At 64.3% G+C, this 22246-nt stretch carries 17 protein-coding genes; 7 read left to right on the top strand and 10 right to left on the bottom strand.

The window, feature by feature from the left end; all coding sequences use genetic code 11:
- Positions 1 to 25: 25 nt before the first annotated feature.
- Positions 26 to 424, bottom strand: a complete 399-nt coding sequence (locus tag DOM67_RS07330; protein WP_110674980.1) for a helix-turn-helix domain-containing protein — start codon at positions 422 to 424, stop codon at positions 26 to 28.
- A 192-nt stretch (positions 425 to 616) separates the two neighbouring features.
- Between DOM67_RS07330 and DOM67_RS07325 the strand changes: the two genes are divergently transcribed.
- The 6 genes from DOM67_RS07325 to DOM67_RS07300 all read left to right on the top strand — a co-directional run bounded on the left by DOM67_RS07325 (position 617) and on the right by DOM67_RS07300 (position 6410).
- Positions 617 to 1228: an NAD(P)-dependent oxidoreductase gene (locus tag DOM67_RS07325; protein ID WP_110674979.1), complete on the top strand. Its 612-nt coding sequence runs from the start codon at positions 617 to 619 to the stop codon at positions 1226 to 1228.
- Positions 1229 to 1361: 133 nt separating this feature from the next.
- A complete protein-coding gene (gene yghU, locus DOM67_RS07320; protein WP_110674978.1) occupies positions 1362 to 2222 on the top strand; it encodes a glutathione-dependent disulfide-bond oxidoreductase in 861 nt (286 codons plus the stop codon).
- Positions 2223 to 2410: 188 nt separating this feature from the next.
- The gene (locus tag DOM67_RS07315) at positions 2411 to 3733 is read left to right on the top strand and encodes a dicarboxylate/amino acid:cation symporter (RefSeq protein WP_110674977.1); all 1323 of its coding nucleotides are present in this window, start codon (positions 2411 to 2413) and stop codon (positions 3731 to 3733) included.
- A 58-nt stretch (positions 3734 to 3791) separates the two neighbouring features.
- On the top strand, positions 3792 to 4973 hold the full coding sequence (gene solA, locus DOM67_RS07310; protein WP_110674976.1) for an N-methyl-L-tryptophan oxidase: 1182 nt from the start codon (positions 3792 to 3794) through the stop codon (positions 4971 to 4973).
- Positions 4970 to 5446, top strand: a complete 477-nt coding sequence (locus DOM67_RS07305) for a nucleoside deaminase (protein WP_110674975.1) — start codon at positions 4970 to 4972, stop codon at positions 5444 to 5446. The genes solA and DOM67_RS07305 overlap by 4 nt, the downstream gene beginning before the upstream one ends.
- 538 nt (positions 5447 to 5984) lie before the next feature.
- Positions 5985 to 6410, top strand: a complete 426-nt coding sequence (locus tag DOM67_RS07300) for a transcriptional regulator (protein WP_110674974.1) — start codon at positions 5985 to 5987, stop codon at positions 6408 to 6410.
- A gap of 31 nt (positions 6411 to 6441) precedes the next feature.
- Here DOM67_RS07300 and cyoD read toward each other — a convergent pair whose 3' ends face one another.
- Genes cyoD through DOM67_RS07280 form a run of 4 tightly spaced genes read right to left on the bottom strand, consistent with a single transcriptional unit; the run spans position 6442 to position 10557 of the window.
- Entirely contained in the window at positions 6442 to 6789 is a 348-nt protein-coding gene (gene cyoD / locus DOM67_RS07295; protein WP_110674973.1) for a cytochrome o ubiquinol oxidase subunit IV, read from the bottom strand.
- On the bottom strand, positions 6786 to 7439 hold the full coding sequence (locus DOM67_RS07290) for a cytochrome c oxidase subunit 3 (protein ID WP_110674972.1): 654 nt from the start codon (positions 7437 to 7439) through the stop codon (positions 6786 to 6788). The genes cyoD and DOM67_RS07290 overlap by 4 nt, the downstream gene beginning before the upstream one ends.
- Complete coding sequence (locus DOM67_RS07285) at positions 7436 to 9541, bottom strand: cbb3-type cytochrome c oxidase subunit I (protein ID WP_110674971.1); 2106 nt, start codon at positions 9539 to 9541, stop codon at positions 7436 to 7438. Before DOM67_RS07285 ends, DOM67_RS07290 begins: the two co-directional genes overlap by 4 nt.
- The gene (locus tag DOM67_RS07280) at positions 9538 to 10557 is read right to left on the bottom strand and encodes a hypothetical protein (RefSeq protein WP_198651750.1); all 1020 of its coding nucleotides are present in this window, start codon (positions 10555 to 10557) and stop codon (positions 9538 to 9540) included. Before DOM67_RS07280 ends, DOM67_RS07285 begins: the two co-directional genes overlap by 4 nt.
- A 381-nt stretch (positions 10558 to 10938) precedes the next feature.
- Here DOM67_RS07280 and DOM67_RS07275 point away from each other — a divergent pair, with 381 nt between their 5' ends.
- Complete coding sequence (locus DOM67_RS07275) at positions 10939 to 12402, top strand: catalase (RefSeq protein ID WP_110674969.1); 1464 nt, start codon at positions 10939 to 10941, stop codon at positions 12400 to 12402.
- 242 nt (positions 12403 to 12644) lie between these two features.
- Here the strand turns inward: DOM67_RS07275 and DOM67_RS07270 are convergent, their stop codons facing one another.
- The 5 genes from DOM67_RS07270 to DOM67_RS07250 form a co-directional block, all read right to left on the bottom strand.
- Positions 12645 to 14285: a methyl-accepting chemotaxis protein gene (locus DOM67_RS07270; RefSeq protein WP_110674968.1), complete on the bottom strand. Its 1641-nt coding sequence runs from the start codon at positions 14283 to 14285 to the stop codon at positions 12645 to 12647.
- Between the two features lie 314 nt (positions 14286 to 14599).
- Positions 14600 to 16243: a methyl-accepting chemotaxis protein gene (locus DOM67_RS07265; protein ID WP_198651749.1), complete on the bottom strand. Its 1644-nt coding sequence runs from the start codon at positions 16241 to 16243 to the stop codon at positions 14600 to 14602.
- Positions 16244 to 16622: 379 nt separating this feature from the next.
- Positions 16623 to 18239 carry a methyl-accepting chemotaxis protein gene (locus tag DOM67_RS07260; protein WP_110674966.1) on the bottom strand — a complete coding sequence of 539 codons (1617 nt, stop codon included), beginning with the start codon at positions 18237 to 18239 and terminating at the stop codon, positions 16623 to 16625.
- 349 nt (positions 18240 to 18588) lie between these two features.
- Entirely contained in the window at positions 18589 to 20229 is a 1641-nt protein-coding gene (locus DOM67_RS07255) for a methyl-accepting chemotaxis protein (RefSeq protein ID WP_110674965.1), read from the bottom strand.
- A gap of 385 nt (positions 20230 to 20614) precedes the next feature.
- Positions 20615 to 22240 (bottom strand): methyl-accepting chemotaxis protein, encoded by a 1626-nt coding sequence (locus tag DOM67_RS07250; RefSeq protein ID WP_110674964.1) that lies wholly within the window; start codon positions 22238 to 22240, stop codon positions 20615 to 20617.
- Between the last annotated feature and the right edge of the window lie 6 nt (positions 22241 to 22246).

Here is a 22246-nt window from a genome sequence, read left to right as displayed (position 1 = left end):
CCAATGGCAGGGTACTGTCCGGCGCTCAGCGCGCTGTCGTGTGCTTGTAGCGCTCGCGCGCCGCGTTCACCGCTGGCTGGTGCTGTTCGGCCCAGGCGACCAGCGCGGCGACCGGTGTCAGCAGCGACTGGCCGAGCTCGGTGAGCTGGTACTCCACCCGGGGCGGCACCTCGGGGTAGGCGGTGCGACTGACCAGCCCGTCCTGCTCCAGCTGCTTGAGCGTGCGCGAGAGCATCTGCTTGGAGATGTCGTCGATCTCGCGGCGTAGCTGGTTGAAGCGGCGGGTGCCCGGTCTCAGGGTCAGCAGCACCAGCAGGCTCCACTGATCGCCGATCCGGTCGAGTACGTCGCGGATCGGGCAGGGTTGGGCCAACACCAGCGATTCTGAGGAGGAGACATCAGGGTTGTGTGGGTTGTCGTTCATGAGGGGCTCGTATGACTGTCTCGTCGCGATGGGGTGACGATGGGGGCAAAGGGGCGGCCCTGGGTCAGTCGGGTGTGACCGGGTCAGGCCGGCGTGACTTCTTGTGGGAGGGGTAAAACTCGCATAGATTCGCCGTCACGGTCCAGTTTGTAGACCTATGTCCTCTACTCGACTCAGCGAAGGAAGACCCCCATGGCCAAGATTGCTCTGATCGGCGCCTCCGGCAATGCCGGATCGCGTATCCTCATCGAACTCGTCGCCCGCGGTCATCAGGTCACCGCGATCGCGCGCCATCCCGAGCGCATCGCCCCGCTCGAGGGCGTCACGCCGACGGCCGGCGATGCCAACGATCGCCACGCGCTGGCGGCGCTGCTCGCCGGGCACGAGGCGGTGATCAGCGCGGTGCACTTCGTCGCCAGCGACTTCGAGACGCTGGTCGGTGCGGTACGCGACGCCGGGGTCAGGCGCTATCTGGTAGTCGGCGGTGCCGGCAGCCTGGAAGTGGCGCCCGGACAGCGGCTGATCGATCAGCCGGACTTCCCCGAGGCCTACCGCGCCGAGGCGGCCCAGGGCGCAGAGTTCCTCGAACGGCTGCGGGCGGTGACGGATCTCGACTGGACCTTCCTGTCGCCGTCGGCCGAGTTCGTGCCCGGCGAGCGTACCGGCCGCTTCCGCCTGGGGCAGGATGCGCTGCTGACCTTCGCGGAGGGATCGCGCATCTCGTTCGAGGACTACGCCATCGCCCTGGTGGATGAGCTGGAGAGCCCGCGGCACGTGCGTCAGCGCTTCACCGTGGGCTACTAGGCTTTGCGCGCAACTTCCGAGATCCGTGCTAGGCGATGATCGGGGGCGCTGGCCCTCGATCGCAGGCCATTAACCAGCTACCTTTCTTCACACAGGCGCTTCGCGCGCTATCGACCCATTGTGGAGAATCGTCATGAGCGACAGTCGTTACACACCCCCCAAGGTCTGGGAACCCAAGGAGAGCGGCGGCAAGTTCGCCAGCATCAACCGTCCGGTGGCCGGGCCCACCCATGAGAAAGCGCTCCCGGTGGGCAAGCATCCGTTCCAGCTCTACTCGCTGGCCACCCCCAACGGGGTCAAGGCCGGGGTGATGTTCGAGGAGCTGCTGGCACTGGGCAAGGACGCCGAGTACGACGCCTGGCTGATCAACATCGGCGAGGGCGATCAGTTCGGCAGCGGCTTCGTCGAGGTCAACCCCAACTCCAAGATCCCGGCGCTGATGGACTACAGCGGTGACAAGCCGCTGCGGGTCTTCGAGTCCGGCTCGATCCTCCTGCACCTGGCGGAGAAGTTCGGTGCCTTCCTGCCCAGCGACACCGCCACCCGGGTGGAAACCCTCAACTGGCTGTTCTGGCAGATGGGCAGTGCGCCCTACCTGGGCGGCGGTTTCGGTCACTTCTACGCCTACGCGCCGGAGAAGCTGGAGTATCCGATCGACCGCTTCACCATGGAGACCAAGCGCCAGCTCGACGTGCTCGATCGGCGTCTGGCCGAGTCGCGCTATCTGGCCGGTGACGAGTACACCATCGCCGACATCGCCAACTGGTCCTGGTACGGCCAGCTCGCACTGGGGCGGCTCTACGACGCGGCAGAGTTCCTCCAGGTCGAGAGCTACACCCATGTGCAGCGCTGGGCCAAGGAGATCGATGCACGCCCGGCGGTGCAGCGCGGGCGAATGGTCAACCGCACCTTCGGCGAGCCGTCGAGCCAGCTCCACGAGCGCCACGATGCCAGCGATTTCGACATCCGCACCCAGGACAAGCTCGGCGGCTGAATCCGCCTTGTTTCTCTCTTCGACCCGGCCGCCTGGCCGGGTTTTGCGTATCCAGGGCCGCGATCCCGAGGCCGGCCAGGGTTGGCTGCCTAGATTGGCGGCCGGGTGGAATATACGTCGATAATGTCTCCATTCGGTCAGCGGTCCGCCTCTCGCGGCGCTCGTCATTCACTCATCAAGGCTTGCTCATGAAGTCACTCTTTCGCGCCTATCTCGACGCTTCTCTGATTCTGCGTGTCACCATCGCCCTGGTGCTGGGCCTGGTTGCCGGCCTGCTGGGCGGCGAGACCCTGGCCGCCTGGGTGGCACCGCTGGGCGATCTGCTGCTGCGTCTGCTCAAGTTCCTGATCGTCCCCATCGTGCTGTTCACGCTGATCGTGGGGATCAATCAGGCCGAGCTGGGGCGGCTCGGGCGCATGGGCGGCAAGGTGTTCGCCTACTACGTGGTGACCTCGGCGCTGGCGATCGTGGTCGGGCTGGTCGTCGCCTCGCTGCTCTCGCCGGGCAGTGGCATGACCCTCGACGACAGCGCCAGCGTCTCGGTACCGGAGAATCCCGGTATCGTCAGCGTGCTGCTGTCGATCGTGCCCAGCAATATCGTCGCCGCGCTGGCCGAGCCCAACCTGCTGGGGATCATCTTCACCGCCTTCGTGTTCGGAATCGCGCTGCTCAAGCTGCGTCAGCGCGGGGCGGCCCTCAAGGATGCGGCCCAGGCCGATGGCGATGCGCATTCAGAGGCAAAGCCCCAATCCGATGACAAGACCCAGGGCGAGCTGGCGGAGAAGCTCTATGGGGTGATCGAGGGGCTCAACGCGGTGACCATGAAGGTGATGGCCGGGGTGCTGCAGTTCGTGCCGATCGGGGTCTTCGCCATCGTCACCGGCACCGTGGCCAAGCAGGGGCTCGGCACGATTCTCTCCCTCGGCAACATGGTGCTGGTGCTCTACCTGGCGCTGGCCGTACACCTGCTGCTCTACTGCGTGCTGATGAAGGGCTTCGGGGTGCGTCTCGGGGCCTTCTTCCGCGAGGCGCGCACGCCAATGGCGACCGCCTTCGCCACCCAGAGCAGCAGCGGCACGCTGCCGCTGACGCTCAACGCGGCCCAGCGCCTGGGACTGCCGCGCAGTCTCTACGCCTTCAGCCTGCCGCTGGGAGCGACGGTCAACATGGATGGTGCCGCGATCCGCATCGCGATCTCGGCGGTGTTCGCTGCCAACGTGGCGGGCATCCCGCTCGATCTCACCAGCATGCTCGAGATCGTGCTGATCGGCACGCTGACGTCGATCGGTACCGCCGGTGTGCCCGGAGCGGGTATCGTGATGATCGCCACGGTGTTCGCCCAGGTTGGCCTGCCGATCGAGACGGTGGCGCTATTGACCTCGATCGATGCGCTGGTGGGCATGGGCTGTACCGCGCTCAACGTCACCGGCGATCTGACCGGTAGCGCGATCATCGCGCGTAGCGAGGCGCGGGCGGGAGAGGTGTCGGCGGCGCGGGAACCGACAGCCTGAAACGGTCAGTGTGGCCTGGCTAACGGCGCCCGAGACTCGAGTGAAGACAAGGTGAGGCATGACACAGGTGACACAGTCGGATCTGCTGATCATCGGCGGCGGCAGCATGGGGCTGGCGGCGGCCGATCATCTGGCCGCCCGTGGGGTGGGGTCGGTACAGGTGCTGGACGCCCACGATCCGCCCCACGACCAGGGCGCCCACCACGGCGAGACGCGGCTGATCCGGCTCGCCTATGGCGAAGGCAGCGGCTATGTGGCGCTGGCCCAGCGCGCCTGGGCGGGCTGGCAGCGGCTCGAGCGAGAGAGCGATGAGGCGCTGCTGCTGCCCACCGGGGTGCTCAACCTCGGCCCGGCGTCGGCCCCCTTCCTGCGTCAGGTCGCGGCCAGCGCGCGGGACTATGCGCTGCCCCTCGAGCAGCTCGACGGCCCCGGCGTGGCGCGGCGCTGGCCCGGCTGGCAGGGCGGCGCAGCGGCGCTGAGCGAGGCCCATGTCGGCGCCTTCGAATCCCGCGCCGGGGTACTGCGGGTGGCGCGGATCATCGCCTGCTGGCGCCAGCGCCTGGCCCGCAGCACGTGGGTGACGCTGGCCACCGGTGCGCGAGTGGTCGCCCTCGAGGCGCTGCCAGCGGGCGGCTACGTCGCGCACTGTGCCGATGGCCGCCGCTTCGGCGCCCGGCGCGTGCTGGCCGCCTGTGGCCAGCACCTGGCCGGTCTGCTGCAACCGCTGGGAGTGACCCTGCCGCTGACGCGGGTGCGCAAGACCTTTGCCTGGTACGACGCGGATGCGCGCTATCACCGCGAGCGCTTTCCGGGCTTCAGCCTCACCGATGACGAGCTGGGCATCTACTACGGCTTTCCCGATATCGATAACGCCGGATTCAAGATTGGCCGCCATGATGCTGGGCAGCCGCTGGAAGCGGGAGAGCCGCTGCTGCCGTTCGGCGAGCATCCGGCGGATATCTCCGAGCTGGCACAGGTGATCGCGCGCTATCTGCCCGGGGTCGGGGCGCTACGCCACGGCGCCGTGTGCCAATACATCCGCACCCCCGACGAGCACTTCCTGATCGATGAGCCGCTGCCGGGGCTGGTGATCGCCGGCGGCTTCTCGGGCCACGGTTTCAAGTTCGCGAGCGTCATGGGCGAGGTGCTCGGCGAGTGGTTGGCATGTGGTAAGCGGGCGCCGGAACTCGCCGCCTTCGGGCTGGCACGGTTTTCCATCCCCAGTGAGGAGAACGCATGAGCAAGACAGATCAGGCGCGCTTTCTGGCGCGCGCGGTGGCCCTGGCCGAGGCCGCGCTGGAGGCCGGCGACGAACCCTTCGGCAGCGTGCTGGTAAGCGCTGACGGCGAAGTGCTGGCCGAGGACCGCAATCGCATCTCCGGTGGTGATGCCACCCGCCATCCGGAGTTCGCCCTGGCGCGCTGGGCGGCCGAGCATCTCTCTTGGCAGGCGCGCGCTGCCGCTACCGTCTATACCTCCGGTGAGCACTGCCCGATGTGTGCCGCCGCGCATGGCTGGGTCGGGCTGGGGCGGATCGTCTACGCCAGCTCGGCGGCGCAACTGGTGGCGTGGCTCGGCGAGCTGGGGCAGGCGCCGCCGCCGGTGGCGCCGCTGCCGATTACCTCGGTGGTACCGGGGCTCTGCGTCGAGGGACCGGTGGCCGGTTTCGACCAGCAGGTACGGGCGCTGCACCGGCGCCGCCATGGACACTGATAGCCTTCCTGCCTTGTGGGCCGGCGATCTGCCGGCCCGAAAAGACTGTAGTCGCGGCTCCTGTCGGCCGATGGGCGTAGAGGGCCTTTGGGCCCTTCAGCCTGGCGGCAAGCGAAAGCGGTCCAAGCATATCCATTAGTCACCCGGGGTGACGACCCGAGGATGGTGTCGCGCGGCACGGCGCTGGCGACGTGTCGAGGGCTTCACGCCGCGATATCTCACCCAGGCCTCTCGCGATGAGAGCGCCGGATTTGTGGTGTCTACGCCAAATCTCTCTAAGCTAAGGGCCCAGCGGCTTCCTGTCAGAGCCGGTATCGGCGCTGATGGGCAATGGCCGAAGCCGTGCCCGTGGGGATGCGCAGGTGTCAAAGACAATCATCTGAGGTGGCAGACAGGCAGGGCGCCTGGGTGTCGCGGTGTCATTCAGCCAGCGCTTGGGGCAGCGCGCTGAAGGGCGCCTCTTCGTTTAATCAACAATTCAACGAAGGCTGAAACAGGGTTTCAACTAAATTTTAATTGAAGGTTCAAGTTCAATCACATGGATGAAAAGACCTTATTCGCCGAGCGGCTGAAAGAAGCGCTGATAGCGGCGGGTTACGAACCGCGCCCCTCTGTGCTGGAGCGGGAGTTCAACCTGCGCTATTGGGGCTCGCCGATGACGTTTCAGGGCGTCAGGCGCTGGCTGCGCGGTGAATCGATCCCGGCCCAGAACAAGCTCCAGGTGCTGGCGGGATGGCTCGGGGTGGAGCCCCATTATCTGCGCTATGGTGCCCGGGCTGCCTGCAGCCCGGAACTGTCCCAGGCGACCTGGATGATCGCGGTCGGTGGCGAGGAGGACGAGGTGCTGCGTGTCTATCGCGGGCTGCCCGACGAGCAGCGCCAGCTCTTGCGCCAGGTCATTCTCACCTTCGCGCGTGCCAATGAGCTGGAGCCGGATCGGGCGAAACCTCCGTCCCAGGCGTAGGCCTGGGACGGCCGCGACGCTCAGGGGCGTCTCACGGCAGCATGTGGGGCATCATGCGGTAGTAGAGATTGAACAGTATCCACAGCGTGCCGCCGACCATGATCAGCAGGATCAGTGCGGTGAACAGGATCAACTGCAGATCCTCGCGCTTGTTGCGCGCCAGCGTGATATGCAGGAAGCAGCGAAAGTGCACTACCACCTGCACCATGGCACACAGGCCGATGAGCAGGTAGAGATGCAGCGGCCGCCACTCGGCAAAGGCGGCGACGCCGAACGGGATCAGCGTCAGGATCAGCGCCAGGGTGAAGCCCCATAGATAGCTGCGCTGCTCGCTGGCGCGCTCTTGTGCTTCGGCGTCGCTGAGTGTGCGTCGACTCATGCCAGCCCCCCCAGATAGACGAGCGAAAAGATCCCGATCCAGACGATATCGAGGAAGTGCCACAGAATCGCCAGGCGGATCAGGCCGTTCTTGGTCTGCGCATCCAGGCCGTGCACGGCGAGTTGACCGAGCAGCGCGATCAGCCAAATACAGGCAACGGTCACGTGCAGCCCGTGCAGCGGCACCAGCGAGAAGAACGCGGAGAGGAAGCCGCTGCGGCTGGGTACGCCGCCGGCCTCGAACATGCGGTGAAAGTCATAGAGCTCGTGGGCCACGAAGCCGAGCCCCAGGAGCAGCGTGACCAGTAGCCAGCCGACCAGCACCCGGCGGTCGTCGCGGTACTTGAGCGCCAGCGACGCCATGCCGAAGGTGAAGCTGCTCACCAGCAGCAGCATGGTCTCGAAGAAGGCGCCCCGCATGTCGAACAGATCTTTCGGCCCAGGGCCGCCAGCGGTGCCGCCGAGCATGGTCACGTAGGTGCCGAAGAGCAGCCCGAAGAGGATCATGTCGCTCATCATGAAGACCCAGAAGCCGAAGACCATCTCTTCGCGGCTCTCTTCGCCCTCGCGGTGAGCGTGCCCCAGGTTGAGCCCGGGATGGCGCGCCGGCGCGCCGGCCCGATCAGTGTGACGAGAGGTGAGTGCTGTCATTGGATGGCGCCCTCCACGGGAGGCACGGGGAGGCCCCGGTTATCGGATGACTGTTCCCGCGAGCGGGCGACCGGTGTGGTGGCACGGACCTGGGCGAGCCAGGTCAGGTGGGTACGACGCACCTCTTCACCGGGCAAGGTGCGGGTGGTGTTGCGGCAGAAACCGCGGGCGATCACCGCGGCCAGCGTGATGCCGGCGGCGAGCAGAACCATCCACCACTGATACCAGGTCAGGCCGAAGGCCATGGCGGTGCCGGTGACGGCGAAGATCACCCCCATCGGGCTATTGGCCGGCAGTACGATATCGGGAAACTCGTCCGGCACCTGATACGCCTTGCCGCGCTCCTTCTCGAGCATGAAGGCATCGCGCCCGTAGACCTCCGGGATGACCGGGAAGTTGTACTCCGGTGGCGGCGAACTCACCGCCCACTCCAGGCTGCGCCCATCCCACGGGTCGCCGATCGGCATCGCGTTGAGATGGCGGTCGCGCACGCTCACCCAGAGCTGGATCACCAGGCACGTCATGGCCAGCAGAACGATCGTGGCGCCGACCAGCGCGGTCAGCGTCCACGGCAGATAGGCCGGGGTGAAGAAGGCCACCGTGCGGCGCGGCATGCCGAGCACGCCGAGCGCATAGAGCGGGAAGAAGGCGAGCATGAAGCCGATGATCCAGGCGTAGGCGGCGCGGCGCCCCCAGCGCTCCTCGAGACGGAAGCCGAAGGCCTTGGGAAACCAGAAGTTGGTGCCCGCGAGCATCCCGAACAGCAGCCCCGGGATCAGCATGTTGTGGAAGTGGGCGACCAGGAACAGCGAGTTGTGCACCTGATAGTCGACGCTGGGCACCGCCAGCACGATGCCGGTCAGCCCGCCCAGCACGAACAGCATCAGAAAGCCGCTGGCGTAGATCATCGGCACCGACATGCGGATGCGCCCGCGGAACAGCGTCAGCATCCAGTCGTAGATCTTCACCCCGGTGGGGATGCCGATCAGCATCGTCGCGATCCCGAACACGGCGTTGATATGGGCGCTCTGGCCCATGGTGAAGAAGTGGTGCAGCCATACCGTGAAGGAGAGCACGGCGATCGCCAGGGTGGCGATCACGAGCGCCTTGTAGCCGTAGAGCGTCTTGCCGGCGAAGGTCGAGAAGACTTCCGAGAAGATGCCGAAGGCGGGCAGGATCAGGATATAGACCTCGGGGTGGCCGAAGGCCCAGAACAGATTGATGTAGTTCATCATGTTGCCGCCCAGATCGGCGGTGAACAGATGAAAATCGAGATAGCGGTCGAGCGCCAGCAGCGCGGTGGCGACGGTCAGCGGCGGCATGGCGAAGATCATCAGGATCGCCGTGCACAGCGCGGTCCAGGTGAACAGCGGCAGGCGCATCCAGCTCATCCCCGGGGCGCGCCGCTTGTAGATGGTGACGGCGAAATTGATCCCGCTCAGGGTCGATGACAGGGTCGAGAGGGTCACTGCCCAGATCCAGTAGTCGACTCCGGCACCGGGATTGGCAGCGTGCCCAGTAAAGGTGGGATAGCCGGTCCAGCCGCCGGTGGAGAAGGGCGCCAGCACCAGCGAGATCATCACCACGGCGGCACCGGCGGCGGTCAGCCCGAGACTGATCTGGTTCATCACCGGGAACGAGAGATCGCGGGTACCGATCTGCAGCGGCATCACGTAGTTGATCATGCCGGTGAGAAACGGCATGGCCATGAAGAACACCATGATGGTGCCGTGGGTGGTGAAGAGCTGGCCGAAATGATCCGCGGTCAGGAAACCGCCGTCCAGGCCGAAGGCCTGCTGCAGGCGCATCAGTACCGCTTCGATCACTGCCCGGGCCAGCATCACCAGCGCCAGCGCGATGAACATGATGCCGATCTTCTTGTGATCGGGGCTGGTCAGCCACTCCCGCCACAGCCAGCCCCAGCGCCGGGTCCAGGTCAGCCCGATGACCACCGCAATGGCGCCGAGCACCACCATCGATGCTGCCCCCGAGGCGATCACGGCGTTGATCACGTTCTTCGTGGTCGGATGCTGCAGCGCATCCCAGAAGGGCAGGGCGCTGGCGTCTAGCCGTCCGAGCAGCCAGTGGGTCGAATCGTTCACGGTGTGGCTCCCGTGGGTGCGGCGGCGGCCAGCGCCGGATGGATGGACAAGGGTGAACTGGCGAGTAGGAGTGAATCGGGAGACAAGGGGCGCGTGGTGGAGAGAGACGCCGTGTCCTGACTCCAGTCGGGCGCGCGGTGCGCGGCGATGGCCTCGAACAGCCCGGACGGGAAGTGCTTGAAGCGCAGTGGCGTGCTGTCGTCGGCAGGGCTGCCGGCGTCGTCGGTCTGCCGAGCCCTTCCCGTGATGGCCGCAGTCTCGGTGCCGTCGAGCGCGCGCGCCAGGGCGGCATGGGTGTTCTTGGCCATCAGCAGGCTGAAGACCTCGGGGGTGAATGACCGGCCCTGCGCGCGCACTTGATGGGTGAAATCGGCGAAGGCGTCGGCGCTGAGCGCGCGGGTGACGAAGCGCTGGCGATAGAACTCCTTGCCGCTGTACTGCATGTTGCGGCCGGGGAACACGCCCGGGGCGTCGGCTTCCAGATGCAGCCGGGTCACCATGTGATTCATCACGTCTATCTGGCTACCCAGGGCGGGCACGAAGAAGCCCTGCATCACACTGGCCGAGGTCAGCCGCAGCGAGACCGGCCGCCCGGCGGGGATCACCAGCTCGTCTACCGTGGCGATGCCCTGCTCGGGATAGATGAACAGCCATTGCCAGTCGAACCCTACGACCTGGACCTCGAGCGGTGGCTGATCGCTGACCAGCGGTCGATAGGGGTCGAGGGCTATCGTGCTGCGCCAGGTCAGCGTGGCAAGCACGGCGAACACCAGCAGCGGGATACCCCAGATCGCCAGATCGGCGCGCAGGGAAAATTCCCATTGCGGCCGATAGCGGGCGCGGCCGCCGTAGCGATAGCGCCACAGGATGAGCGGTGTCAGCACCAGGACCGGGAGCACCACCGTCAGGGTGATGGCGATGACCCACCAGAAGTGCTGCCGCTGGGCCGCGGCGATGGGCCCCTGGGGATCGAGAAAGGAGAGATGGGCATCGCTGCAGCCTGCGATCAGCGGCAACGACAACCCTATGATCAGGCGAGACGGCGCCCACCGTGAAAGCCTGCACCCTGGAGCTTTGAACACGAGCACCTCGAGGAAACGTGAGCGTCATGAAATGTATCGGCACGGTGAGTCCGTGTGTCCGCCAACTATAGGCAGGGATTCCACCGAGTGCACCTGTCAGATGGCATCGGCGTCGCGTATTGGACAGTGCGGCGGGGGGAGTTCTATACCTTCAAGATGTCCCCGCGTTTTATCGCCCTGATCTGATATGGCGAATACCCCCCTGGTCCTGACCCAGAGGCCGAGGTCGCGACACTGGTGGATTCGGTGCCGCGCGGTGGGGACATGGGGTGATGCGATCGTCGCATCGCCGCGTCGAACGAGGGAGATGTCACCGTGACCAGCGACAACCGCAAGCCGACGACGACGGATGCCGGCATTCCCGTCGCGAGCGAAGAGAACTCGCTTTCGGTGGGGCCTGATGGCCCCATCGTGATGCATGATCACTATCTGATGGAGCAGATGGCGGCGTTCAACCGCGAGATGATTCCGGACCGCCAGCCACATGCGAAGGGCGGCGGCGCCTTCGGTCACTTCGAGGTGACCCAGGATATCAGCCGCTATACCAAGGCCCAGTTCCTGCAGCCGGGCAAGAAGACCGACATGGTGGCGCGCTTCTCCACCGTGGCGGGGGAGAGCGGCAGCCCGGATACCTGGCGCGATCCGCGTGGCTTTGCGCTCAAGTTCTATACCGAAGAAGGCAACTTCGACATGGTCGGGAACAACACCCCGGTCTTCTTCGTGCGCGATCCGATGAAGTTCCAGCACTTCATCCACTCGCAGAAGCGCCGCGCCGACAATGGTCTGCGCGATCACGACATGCAGTGGGATTTCTGGACCCTGGCGCCGGAATCGGCCCACCAGGTGACCTGGCTGATGGGCGATCGCGGCGTCCCCGCAAGCTGGCGCCACATGAACGGCTACTCCAGCCATACCTACATGTGGGTCAATGCCGAGGGCGAGCGCTTCTGGGTCAAGTATCACTTCAAGACCGATCAGGGCATCAAGTGCATGACCCAGGAGCAGGCGGATCAGATGGCCGGCAGCGACGCCGACTATCACCGTCGCGATCTGTTCGAGGCGATCAAGCGTGGCGACTATCCGACCTGGACCCTGCACGTGCAGGTGATGCCGTTCGACGAGGCCAAGGATTACCACATCAACCCGTTCGACCTGACCAAGATATGGCCCCACAGCGACTATCCGCTGATCGAGGTCGGCAAGATGACGCTCGATCGCAACCCGACCGATTTCCACAGCGAGATCGAGCAGGCCGCCTTCGAGCCCAACAACATGGTGCCGGGCACTGGGCTTTCGCCGGACAAGATGCTACTGGCGCGCTCGATCTCCTACGCCGACGCTCACCGCGCGCGGCTGGGGGTCAACTACAAGCACATTCCGGTCAATACCCCGCGGTGCCCGGTGCACAGCTACAGCAAGGGCGGCGCCATGCGCATGCACAACGCCAGCGATCCGGTCTACGCGCCCAACAGCAAGGGCGGCCCCAAGGCCGACCCGCAGCGCTATCCGGAAGACGCCGTGTGGTCCGCCGACGGCGAATTCGTGCGCACTGCCTATGCGCTGCGCCCCGCCGATGACGACTGGAGTCAGGCCAACGATCTGGTCAACAAGGTGATGGACGACGCTGCGCGCGACCGCCTGGTCGACAATATCGTCGGCCATGTCTCCGGTGGCGTCGAGGAGCCGGTACTGTCGCGGGTGTTCGAGTACTGGAAGAACGTCGATGCCAAGATCGGCGAACGCGTGGAGGCCGGCGTGAAGGCCAATCGCGGCCGCTGACCGCCGGGCCAGGGCGTGGTAGCGAGCACGCCGGGCGGCCTGTTCCCCCCCCGAGACAACGGCCCCGTCCCTTAGGACGGGGCCGTTTTGCGCAGGCCATTCCTTATGGGCCATACCCGGCACCGGTGGCCCGCGAAATTCGCGCCGGGAAGCGCGAGGCGTGTCGCCGACTACCCGCTGCAAAAAGGCCCCGTCATCATCGATGACGGGGCCTTGATAGTGGTACGACGAACCCGGCAGGGTCAGAAGCTGCTCCACTCCTCGACGTCTTCGGACGTCTGACGCGAGGGCTGACGCTTGGCCGGAGCCACCTGGGGCTGCGGTGAGGCCAGCTTGGCCGTGGCCTTGTCGACCGCGCGGCTGGCGGCGTTACGCGCGCCGTCTTCATAGCCGCGGAAGAAGCTGACCTCCTGCGCCAGCAGCTCGGCCTGATCCTTCAGGCTGGTGGTCACGGTGGTCGACTCCTCGACCAGGGTGGCGTTCTGCTGGGTGACGCTATCCATCTCGCCCACCGCCAGGTTGATCTGCTGGATACCGGTGGACTGCTCGCGACTGGCGACGGCGATCTCGGAAACCAGGTCGGTGACCTTCTCGACGTTGGTGACGATCTGCGACAGGGTCTCACCGGAGCGGTTGACCAGCTCGGAACCGCGCGCCACGCGCTGGGCGCTTTCGGAGACCAGCTGCTTGATCTCGCCGGCGGCGTCGGCACTGCGGCTGGCCAGCTGGCGCACTTCCTGGGCGACCACGGCGAAGCCGCGGCCCTGTTCACCGGCACGCGCGGCCTCCACCGAGGCGTTGAGTGCAAGCAGATTGGTCTGGAAGGCGATCTCATCGATCATGCCGATGATGTTGGAGATCTCCTTGCTGGAGGCGTCGATCTCGCGCATCGCGCCGATCGCCTCGTCGACCACGTCGCCGCCCTGCTTGGCCTGGGTGCTCACTTCACTGGCGAGAGTGTCGGCCTGGCCCGCGTTGTCGGCGTTCTGGCTGACGGTATTGGTGATCTGCTCCAGCGCCGAGGCGGTCTCCTGCAGGCTGGCGGCCTGCTCCTGGGTGCGTTGACTCAGGTTCTCGTTGCTGGCCACCAGCTCCCCGGAGATCGACTCCACGGTGCGCGCATTGTTGGCTACCTCGGCGATCACCCCGGTGAGCTTGTCGCGCATGGCAGCCATGGCATCCAGCATGCGTCCGAACTCGTCGCGATAGCGGGTGCTCAGGCGTACGCCCAGGTTGCCCTCGGCCAGGGCGGTGGAGAAATCGGTGGCTTCCTGGAGCGGGCGCAGGATACCGCGGGCCAGCCACCAGCCGATGGCGGTAGCGATCACCAGCGCGACCAGGATGGCGGCGATGATGATCGTGCGGCTGGTCTGATAGTCCGCCACGCTCTGCTGATAGTCAGACAGCGTCGCTGCTCGCGACGAGCGGTAGAGCTGGGTGATGGTGTCGTAGAGGTTCGTGTAGCTTGCGTCGATCTGAGTATCGCTGGCGCTGCCGCTATCGAGCAGATCGCGTAGCGCCTGGCGCTGCTGGGTGTAGGTGGTGGCCAACTGACGCTCGGCGTCGTTGGAGATCAAGCCGGGGGAGTAGCGGTCCCAGGCATCATCGGCGCGCTTGCGGTTCTTCTCGATCTCCTGGCGCTGGGCGTCGGAGAAGTTGTTGCCATCGATTTTGGCGAAAATGGTGCGGTTGTCACCGGTGGCCGCCCGAACCGTGGAGAGTTCGATCATCGACTGAACGTTCTTCTCGACGATCGAGTGCATTGAGGTCTGGGTCTGACGGTTGCTCAAGACCCCCTGCACGCCGACCGCGATCAGGAGGGCGATCAACACCCCCAGTGCCACGACCAGCCTGGCCTTGACGCTTCTGGTTATCCCTAACATCTGTACTTCCTCGCTGTTCTATTGCCATCCATGGGTGCCATCCCGGTAGGGCAGATGACACGGTCCATCTGTCGCTATCGGCGAAATTCGGGCGGGATTGAACGAAATTCGCAGGATTCGATTTTTTTCGTGTTTGCATGGTTTTATTATGTAATGTTTTCTGGCGCTGAGATCTGCTTGATGCTCTGATAGGCGGCGCCGATGAGGCCGAATGGGATGCATGATCCTCTGGGGCGTGGCTAGCCGAGCGGTGCATTAGAATTAGGGCGCATCGCTCGATTTATCGAACGATGCACCGGTGGTGACTGCAAGCGTTAGAAGCTGCTCCACTCCTCGACGTCTCCGGACGTCTGGCGCGGGGGATGGCGCTTGGTCGAGGCCGACCGGGGCGATGGCGAGGCCAGCGCGGTGGTGGCCTTGTCGACCGCGCGGCTGGCGATACTCTTCTGTGCACTGTCTTCGTAGCCGCGGAAGAAGCTGACCTCCTGCGCCAGCAGTTCGGCCTGCTCCTTCAGGTTACCGGTGACCGTGGTCGACTCCTCGACCAGGGTGGCGTTCTGCTGGGTGACGCTGTCCATCTCGCCCACTGCCAGGTTGATCTGCTGGATGCCGGTGGACTGCTCGCGGCTGGCGACGGCGATCTCGGAAACCAGGTCGGTGACCTTCTCGACGTTGGTGACGATCTTCGCCAGAGTCTCGCCGGAGCGATTGACCAGTTCGGAGCCACGCGCCACGCGCTGGGCACTTTCGGAGACCAACTGCTTGATCTCGCCGGCGGCATCGGCACTGCGGCTGGCGAGTTGGCGCACTTCCTGAGCGACCACGGCGAAGCCGCGACCCTGTTCACCGGCACGCGCGGCCTCCACCGAGGCGTTGAGCGCAAGCAGGTTGGTCTGGAAGGCGATCTCATCGATCATGCCGATGATGTTGGAGATCTGCTTGCTGGAGGCATCGATCTCGCGCATCGCGCCGATCGCCTCGTCGACCACGTCGCCACCCTGCTTGGCCTGGCTGCTCACCTCACTGGCGAGAGTATCGGCCTGACCGGCATTGTCGGCGTTCTGGCTGACGGTATTGGTGATCTGCTCCAGCGCCGAGGCGGTCTCCTGCAGGCTGGCGGCCTGCTCCTGAGTGCGCTGGCTCAGGTTCTCGTTGCTCGCCACCAGCTCCCCGGAGATCGACTCCACGGTGCGCGCATTGTTGGCTACCTCGGCGATCACGCCGGTGAGCTTGTCGCGCATAGCGGCCATGGCATCCAGCATGCGCCCGAACTCGTCGCGATAGCGGCTGCTCAGGCGTACGCCCAGATTGCCCTCGGCCAGGGCGGTGGAGAAATCGGTGGCTTCCTTGAGCGGGCGCAGGATGCCGCGGGCCAGCCACCAGCCGATGGCGATCGCGATCAGCAGTGCCACCAGAATGACGCCGATGATGAGCGTGCGGCTGCTCTGGTAATTCTTCACGCTCTGCTGATAGGCCGCTTGCGTCTCTGCTTGCTCTGAGCTGTAGAGGGCGGTGATCGAGTCGTAGACATGGGTGTAGCTCTGACGTATCGCGCTCTCCTCGGCCTGACCGCTATCCAGCAAGCTGCGCTGGACTTCCAGCGCCTTTATGAAGTTCGTCGCCACTGTGCGTTGTTCATCACTGCTGATCAGGGCGGGGTAGTACCTACCCCAGGCGGCATCGGCAAGCTTGCGATTGGCGTCTATCTTTTGGCGTTGCTCTGCGGAGAGCTCCCCGTTGCCGGACAGCGCAAAGATCGTGCGATTGTCGCTGATAGAGGATCTGACAATGGTGAGATCGATCATCGACTGAACGTTATTCTCGACGATCGCGTGCATCGCCGCCTGGGTCTGGCGATTGCTCAAGACCCCCTGCAAGCCGATCGCGACCAGTAGCAGGATGATCAGCCCCAATCCCAGACACAGACGGGCCTTGACGCTATGTAGCGCTCTTCTCATGTTCGTTCCCCTCATGTTGATCGCCTGCTAGGCAGGCTTCGCGTGGCAGTGAGTTGCCGCGTATGAGGCTTATCGACCATGTTAAATTAAGATTAACCTAAAGTTTAAGTGGGGCGGTTCGTCTCGATTGAAGAAGCTTTTTAGTTATTATTTGTTTGGTGTTATCTAAATTAGACTTTAATTTAAAATTTCATTATCAAGAAGACAGCATATCCGGGATACGCTGAATGCAGGAGAATCCGCTTGCTGACGTTGCCACAGAGGTGCGTGAAGAAAAGCAAGAGCAGGGAGTGATGCAAGGGAGGGGACGAGTGGAGGGGAGAAGAGAGGCCCACGTCTCGCCCGATTGTCGGGCGAGACGCTGGTGAGAGGGGCGGCGTTAGAAGCTGCTCCACGCCTCTACGTCCTGAGCAGTGTGACGCGGCTGCGGCTGTGGTTGACGAGACTTGACCGTCGGCGAGAGGAGGGCGGCCCGGTGATCGTGCGGCGACGCGACACTGTTGTCGTAACCGCGGAAGAAGCTGACCTCCTGGGCTAGCAGCTCGGCCTGGTCCTTCAGGCTGGCGGTCACGGTGGTCGACTCCTCGACCAGGGTCGCGTTCTGCTGGGTGACGCTATCCATCTCACCCACCGCCAGGTTGATCTGCTGGATGCCGGTGGACTGCTCACGGCTGGCGATGGCGATCTCGGAGACCAGATCGGTGACTTTCGCGACGCTGGTGACGATCTGCGCCAGGGTCTCGCCGGAGCGATTGACCAGTTCGGAGCCACGCGCCACGCGCTGGGCGCTTTCGGAGACCAGCTGCTTGATCTCACCGGCGGCGTCGGCACTGCGGCTGGCCAGCTGGCGTACCTCCTGGGCGACCACGGCGAAGCCGCGGCCCTGTTCACCGGCACGCGCGGCCTCCACCGAGGCGTTGAGTGCGAGCAGATTGGTCTGGAAGGCGATCTCATCGATCATGCCGATGATGTTGGATATCTCCTTGCTGGAGGTGTCGATCTCGCGCATCGCGCCGATCGCCTCCTCGACCACGTTGCCGCCCTGCTTGGCCTGAGTGCTCACGTCGCTGGCGAGGGTGTCGGCCTGGCCGGCGTTGTCGGCGTTCTGGCTGACGGTATTGGTGATCTGCTCCAGCGCCGAGGCGGTCTCCTGCAGGCTGGCGGCCTGCTCCTGGGTACGTTGGCTCAGATTCTCGTTGCTCGCCACCAGCTCTCCGGAGATCGACTCCACGGTGCGCGCATTGTTGGCTACCTCGGCGATCACCCCGGTGAGCTTGTCACGCATGGCGGCCATGGCATCCAGCATGTGCCCGAACTCGTCGCGATAGCGGTTGCTCAGGCGTACGCCCAGGTTGCCCTCGGCGAGGGCCGTGGAGAAGTCGGTGGCCTCCTGGAGCGGGCGCAGGATGCCGCGGGCCAACCACCAGCCGATGGCTATCGCGATCACCAGTGCCACCAGAATGACGCCGATGACGATCGTGCGGTTGCGCTGGTAGCTCTTAATGCTCTGCTGATAGTTCGCCAGTGTCTCTGCGCGCTCCGAGCGGTAGAGGGCGGTGATCGAGTCGTAGACATTGGCGTAGCTCTGACTTATCGCGCTCTCATCGGCGTGACCGCTATCCAGCAAGTTGCGTTGAGTTTCTAGTGCCTGGATAAAGGTTTGCGCCTTTTGCTTCTGTGCATCACCGGAGACTAATGCATAGCGCCCCCAGGCGGCATCGGCCCGCTGGCGGTTGGCATCTATCTCGCGACGCTGCGCTGCGGAGAGTTCCTGGTTGCCGGACAGCGCAAAAAGAGTGCGGTTGTCGCTGACCGCGGCTCTGACGGTGGAGAGTTCGATCATCGACTGAACGTTATCCTCGACGATCGCGTGCATCGTCTCCTGGGCCTCACGATTGTTCAAGACACCCAGCATGCCGATCGCGACCAGTAGCAGAATGATCAATCCCAGTCCCATACATAGACGGGCCTTGACGCTATGTAGCGCACTTCTCATGTTCGTTTCCCCATATGAATAGTCTGACAGGCAGGCAGCACGCGGCAGGGAGTTGCAGCGTACAAGGGTTATCGGCCGTGTTTAATTGTTATTGAGCTGAAGTTCAATCAATAAATTCATTCTGTATTAGATGTTTTTATTTTTTATGGTTCTTAACTAAAAGATTGTTTTCCAGCATGTCGTTGATCAAGAAGATGAAAGTTATGGAGACGTCGAATGCAGGAGAAGCGGCGTGTCGATGCGGCTACGCAGGCGCGTGGAAAACGAGAACAGGCCGTGAGGAGATGAGGGGGCTGAGAGGCCACCTATCGCCCAATCGTCGGGCGATAGGTGGGGGAGGCTGCTGGCGTTAGAAGCTGCTCCACTCCTCGACGTCTTCGGACGTCTGACGCGAGGGCTGACGCTTGGCCGGGGCCACCAGGGGCTGCGGTGAGGCCAGTTTGGCCGTGGCCTTGTTGACCGCGCGGCTGGCGGCGTTACGCGCGCCATCTTCATAGCCGCGGAAGAAGCTGACCTCCTGCGCCAGCAGCCCGGCTTGGTCCTTCAGGCTGGTGGTCACGGTGGTCGACTCCTCGACCAGGGTGGCGTTCTGCTGGGTGACGCTATCCATCTCGCCCACCGCCAGGTTGATCTGCTGGATGCCGGTGGACTGCTCGCGGCTGGCGACGGCGATCTCGGAAACCAGGTCGGTGACCTTCTCGACGTTGGTGACGATCTGCGCCAGGGTCTCACCGGAGCGATTGACCAGTTCGGAGCCGCGCGCCACGCGCTGGGCGCTTTCGGAGACCAGCTGTTTGATCTCTCCGGCGGCGTCGGCACTGCGGCTGGCGAGTTGGCGCACCTCCTGGGCGACCACGGCGAAGCCGCGGCCCTGTTCACCGGCACGCGCGGCCTCCACCGAGGCGTTGAGCGCGAGCAGGTTGGTCTGGAAGGCGATCTGGTCGATCATGCCGATGATACTGGAGATCTGCTTGCTGGAGGCGTCGATCTCGCGCATCGCGCCGATCGCCTCGTCGACCACGTCGCCGCCCTGCTTGGCCTGCGTGCTCACCTCACTGGCGAGGGTGTCGGCTTGGCCGGCGTTGTCGGCGTTCTGGCTGACGGTATTGGTGATCTGCTCCAGCGCCGAGGCGGTCTCCTGCAGGCTGGCGGCCTGCTCCTGGGTGCGCTGACTCAGGTTCTCGTTGCTCGCCACCAGCTCCCCTGAGATCGACTCCACGGTGCGGGCGTTTTGCGTCACCTCGCGAATCACCCCGGAGAGCTTGTCGCGCATGGTGGCCATGGCATCCAGCATGCGCCCGAACTCGTCGCGATAGCGGGTGCTCAGGCGCACGCCCAGGTTGCCTTCGGCGAGGGCGGTGGAGAAGTCGGTGGCCTCCTGGAGCGGGCGCAGGATACCGCGGGCCAACCACCAACCGATGGCAATCGCGACCAGCAGTGCGGCCAGCATGACGCCGATGACGATCATTAGACCGCGCTGATAGTCCACCATGCTCTGCTGATAGTTGGCCAGCATGACCGATCGCGTGGAGCGGTAGAGGGCGGTGATGGTGTCGTAGAGATCGGCGAAGTCTTGCCGCATCTCGCTCTCATCGACCTGGCCGCTATCCAGCAAATTGCGCAGGGTGTGCAACTGCTCGATGAAGGTTTCCGCCTGCTGACGCTGGTCATCGCCGGTGATCAAGTCGGGATAGTAGCTCTCCCAAGCGCTATTGGCCCGCTGGCGGTTGTACTCCACCTCGCTACGCTGCGCTTCGGTGAGTTCCCCGTTACCAGCCAGCGCAAAGATCGTGCGGTTGTCGCTGACGGTGGCTCTAAGCGTGGTGAGCCGGATCATCGCCTGAACGTTCACCTCGACGATGGAGCGCATCGCCTCCTGGGTCTGACGATTACTCAAGACGCTCTGCACGCCGATGGCGACCAGCAACAAGATGATCAATCCCAGCCCCAGGCACAGGCGGGCCTTGACGCTATATAGCGCACTTTTCATATTCGTTTCCCCATCTGGGTAGCTCGGTAGGCAGGCAGGTCGCGGCAGGGAGTTGCCGCGCAGAAGAGTTATCGACCATGTTGAATTTTTATTTATCTAAAATTTCATTGGGGCGATTGGTATTGTTAAGACAATTTATTTTTTAGATACGCATGATTGAGTGGTGTCTAAATAATGTTTTTAATTAAAATGTTGGTTATCAATAGGATGGTGTTCAGGGATATGCTGAAGGCGGGAGACACCGCTTGCTGATGGCGCCAAGGAAGTGCGTAAAGAAAAGCAAGAACAGGCAGTGATGAGGGGAATGAGGTGGGGTGAGGAGGAGAGAGCAGAGGCCCGAGTATCGCCCGGTTGTCGGGCGATACTCGGCTGGAGCCGGCTGGCGTTAGAAGCTGCTCCACTCCTCCACGTCCTGGGAAGTGTGACGCGGTTGCGGTTGATGCTGGGATTGACGTGGCTTGACCGTCGGCGAGAGGAGGGGGGCCCGGCTATGGCGCGGTGACGCTTCACCGTTGGCATAGCCGCGGAAGAAGCTGATCTCCTGGGCCAGCATCTCGGCCTGGTTCTGCAGGTTGCCGGTGACAGTGGTCGACTCCTCGACCAGGGTCGCGTTCTGCTGGGTGACGCTATCCATCTCGCCCACCGCCAGGTTGATCTGCTGGATGCCGGTGGACTGTTCGCGGCTGGCGACGGCGATCTCGGAAACCAGGTCGGTGACCTTCTCGACGTTGGTGACGATCTGCGCCAGGGTCTCGCCGGAGCGGTTGACCAGTTCGGAGCCGCGCGCCACGCGCTGGGCACTTTCGGAGACCAGCTGCTTGATCTCGCCGGCGGCGTCGGCACTGCGGCTGGCCAGCTGGCGCACTTCCTGAGCGACCACGGCGAAGCCGCGGCCCTGTTCACCGGCACGTGCGGCCTCCACCGAGGCGTTGAGCGCGAGCAGGTTGGTCTGGAAGGCGATCTCGTCGATCATGCCGATGATATTGGAGATCTGCTTGCTGGAGGCATCGATCTCGCGCATCGCGCCGATCGCCTCGTCGACCACGTCGCCGCCCTGCTTGGCCTGGCTGCTCACCTCGCTGGCGAGGGTGTCGGCCTGGCCGGCGTTGTCGGCGTTCTGGCTGACGGTATTGGTGATCTGCTCCAGTGCCGAGGCGGTCTCCTGCAGGCTGGCGGCCTGCTCCTGGGTGCGCTGGCTCAAGTTCTCGTTACTCGCGGCCAGTTCGGCGGAGATCGACTCCACGGTGCGTGCGTTGTTCGCAACTTCGCTGATGACGCCGGTGAGCTTGTCGCGCATGGCGGCCATGGCGTCCAGCATGCGTCCGAACTCGTCACGGTAGCGGGCGTCGAGACGCACGCCCAGATCGCCCTCGGCCAGGGCGGTGGAGAAGTCGGTGGCCTCCTTGAGCGGGCGCAGGATGCCGCGGGCCAGCCACACGCCTAGGGCGATGGCCAGCAGCAGACTCACGCCGATGGCCCCGAAGACCACGTAAAGGCTGGTGCGGTAATCCGCCACGCTTTTCTCATACTCCGCCAGCGTGGTCTCACGCGCCAGCCGGTAGAGCTCGGTCACGGTCTTGTAGATCTGGGTGTAGGTGGCGTCGATTTCGGCTTCTTCGGCGCCGCTGTCGACCAGTTGGCGCAGCTTGGTCAAGGTATCGAGATAGGTGCGCGATAGCTGCTGCTCGACCTCAGTGGTGGCGAGCTCGGGGTAGTAGTGGCCCCACGCTTCGTCGGCGCGCTGACGATTCTCGGCGATCATCTGGCTCTGTGCCGGGGTCGGCGTGGCGCCGCCGACCTTGGCGAAGATAGTGCGATTGTCGGCGATCGCGGCCCTGACCGAAGCGAGCGTGATCATCGTCTGGGTGTTGTCTTCGACGATGCTCTGCATGGCTTGATGGGTCTGGCGATTGCTGAGAACGCCTTGCACGCCGATCGCGATCAGCAGCAGGATAATCAACCCCAAGCCCAGGCATAGCCGGGCCTTGACGCTATGTAGCGCACTTCTCATATTCGT

The sequence above is a fragment of the Salinicola sp. RZ23 genome (assembly GCF_003206675.1).
In the GTDB taxonomy this organism is placed as follows: domain Bacteria; phylum Pseudomonadota; class Gammaproteobacteria; order Pseudomonadales; family Halomonadaceae; genus Salinicola; species Salinicola endophyticus.
Note: the sequence above shows the minus strand (reverse complement) of the source record. Positions and strands in the feature narration are given on the sequence as shown.

What these genes read in the sequence shown, in the direction of transcription:
- DOM67_RS07330 (WP_110674980.1), bottom strand. Translation starts at nt 424, where the DNA reads ATGAACGACAACCCACACAACCCTGATGTCTCCTCCTCAGAATCGCTG.
- DOM67_RS07325 (WP_110674979.1), top strand. Translation starts at nt 617, where the DNA reads ATGGCCAAGATTGCTCTGATCGGCGCCTCCGGCAATGCCGGATCGCGT.
- yghU (WP_110674978.1), top strand. Translation starts at nt 1,362, where the DNA reads ATGAGCGACAGTCGTTACACACCCCCCAAGGTCTGGGAACCCAAGGAG.
- DOM67_RS07315 (WP_110674977.1), top strand. Translation starts at nt 2,411, where the DNA reads ATGAAGTCACTCTTTCGCGCCTATCTCGACGCTTCTCTGATTCTGCGT.
- solA (WP_110674976.1), top strand. Translation starts at nt 3,792, where the DNA reads ATGACACAGGTGACACAGTCGGATCTGCTGATCATCGGCGGCGGCAGC.
- DOM67_RS07305 (WP_110674975.1), top strand. Translation starts at nt 4,970, where the DNA reads ATGAGCAAGACAGATCAGGCGCGCTTTCTGGCGCGCGCGGTGGCCCTG.
- DOM67_RS07300 (WP_110674974.1), top strand. Translation starts at nt 5,985, where the DNA reads ATGGATGAAAAGACCTTATTCGCCGAGCGGCTGAAAGAAGCGCTGATA.
- cyoD (WP_110674973.1), bottom strand. Translation starts at nt 6,789, where the DNA reads ATGAGTCGACGCACACTCAGCGACGCCGAAGCACAAGAGCGCGCCAGC.
- DOM67_RS07290 (WP_110674972.1), bottom strand. Translation starts at nt 7,439, where the DNA reads ATGACAGCACTCACCTCTCGTCACACTGATCGGGCCGGCGCGCCGGCG.
- DOM67_RS07270 (WP_110674968.1), bottom strand. Translation starts at nt 14,285, where the DNA reads ATGTTAGGGATAACCAGAAGCGTCAAGGCCAGGCTGGTCGTGGCACTG.
- DOM67_RS07265 (WP_198651749.1), bottom strand. Translation starts at nt 16,243, where the DNA reads ATGAGAAGAGCGCTACATAGCGTCAAGGCCCGTCTGTGTCTGGGATTG.
- DOM67_RS07260 (WP_110674966.1), bottom strand. Translation starts at nt 18,239, where the DNA reads ATGAGAAGTGCGCTACATAGCGTCAAGGCCCGTCTATGTATGGGACTG.
- DOM67_RS07255 (WP_110674965.1), bottom strand. Translation starts at nt 20,229, where the DNA reads ATGAAAAGTGCGCTATATAGCGTCAAGGCCCGCCTGTGCCTGGGGCTG.
- DOM67_RS07250 (WP_110674964.1), bottom strand. Translation starts at nt 22,240, where the DNA reads ATGAGAAGTGCGCTACATAGCGTCAAGGCCCGGCTATGCCTGGGCTTG.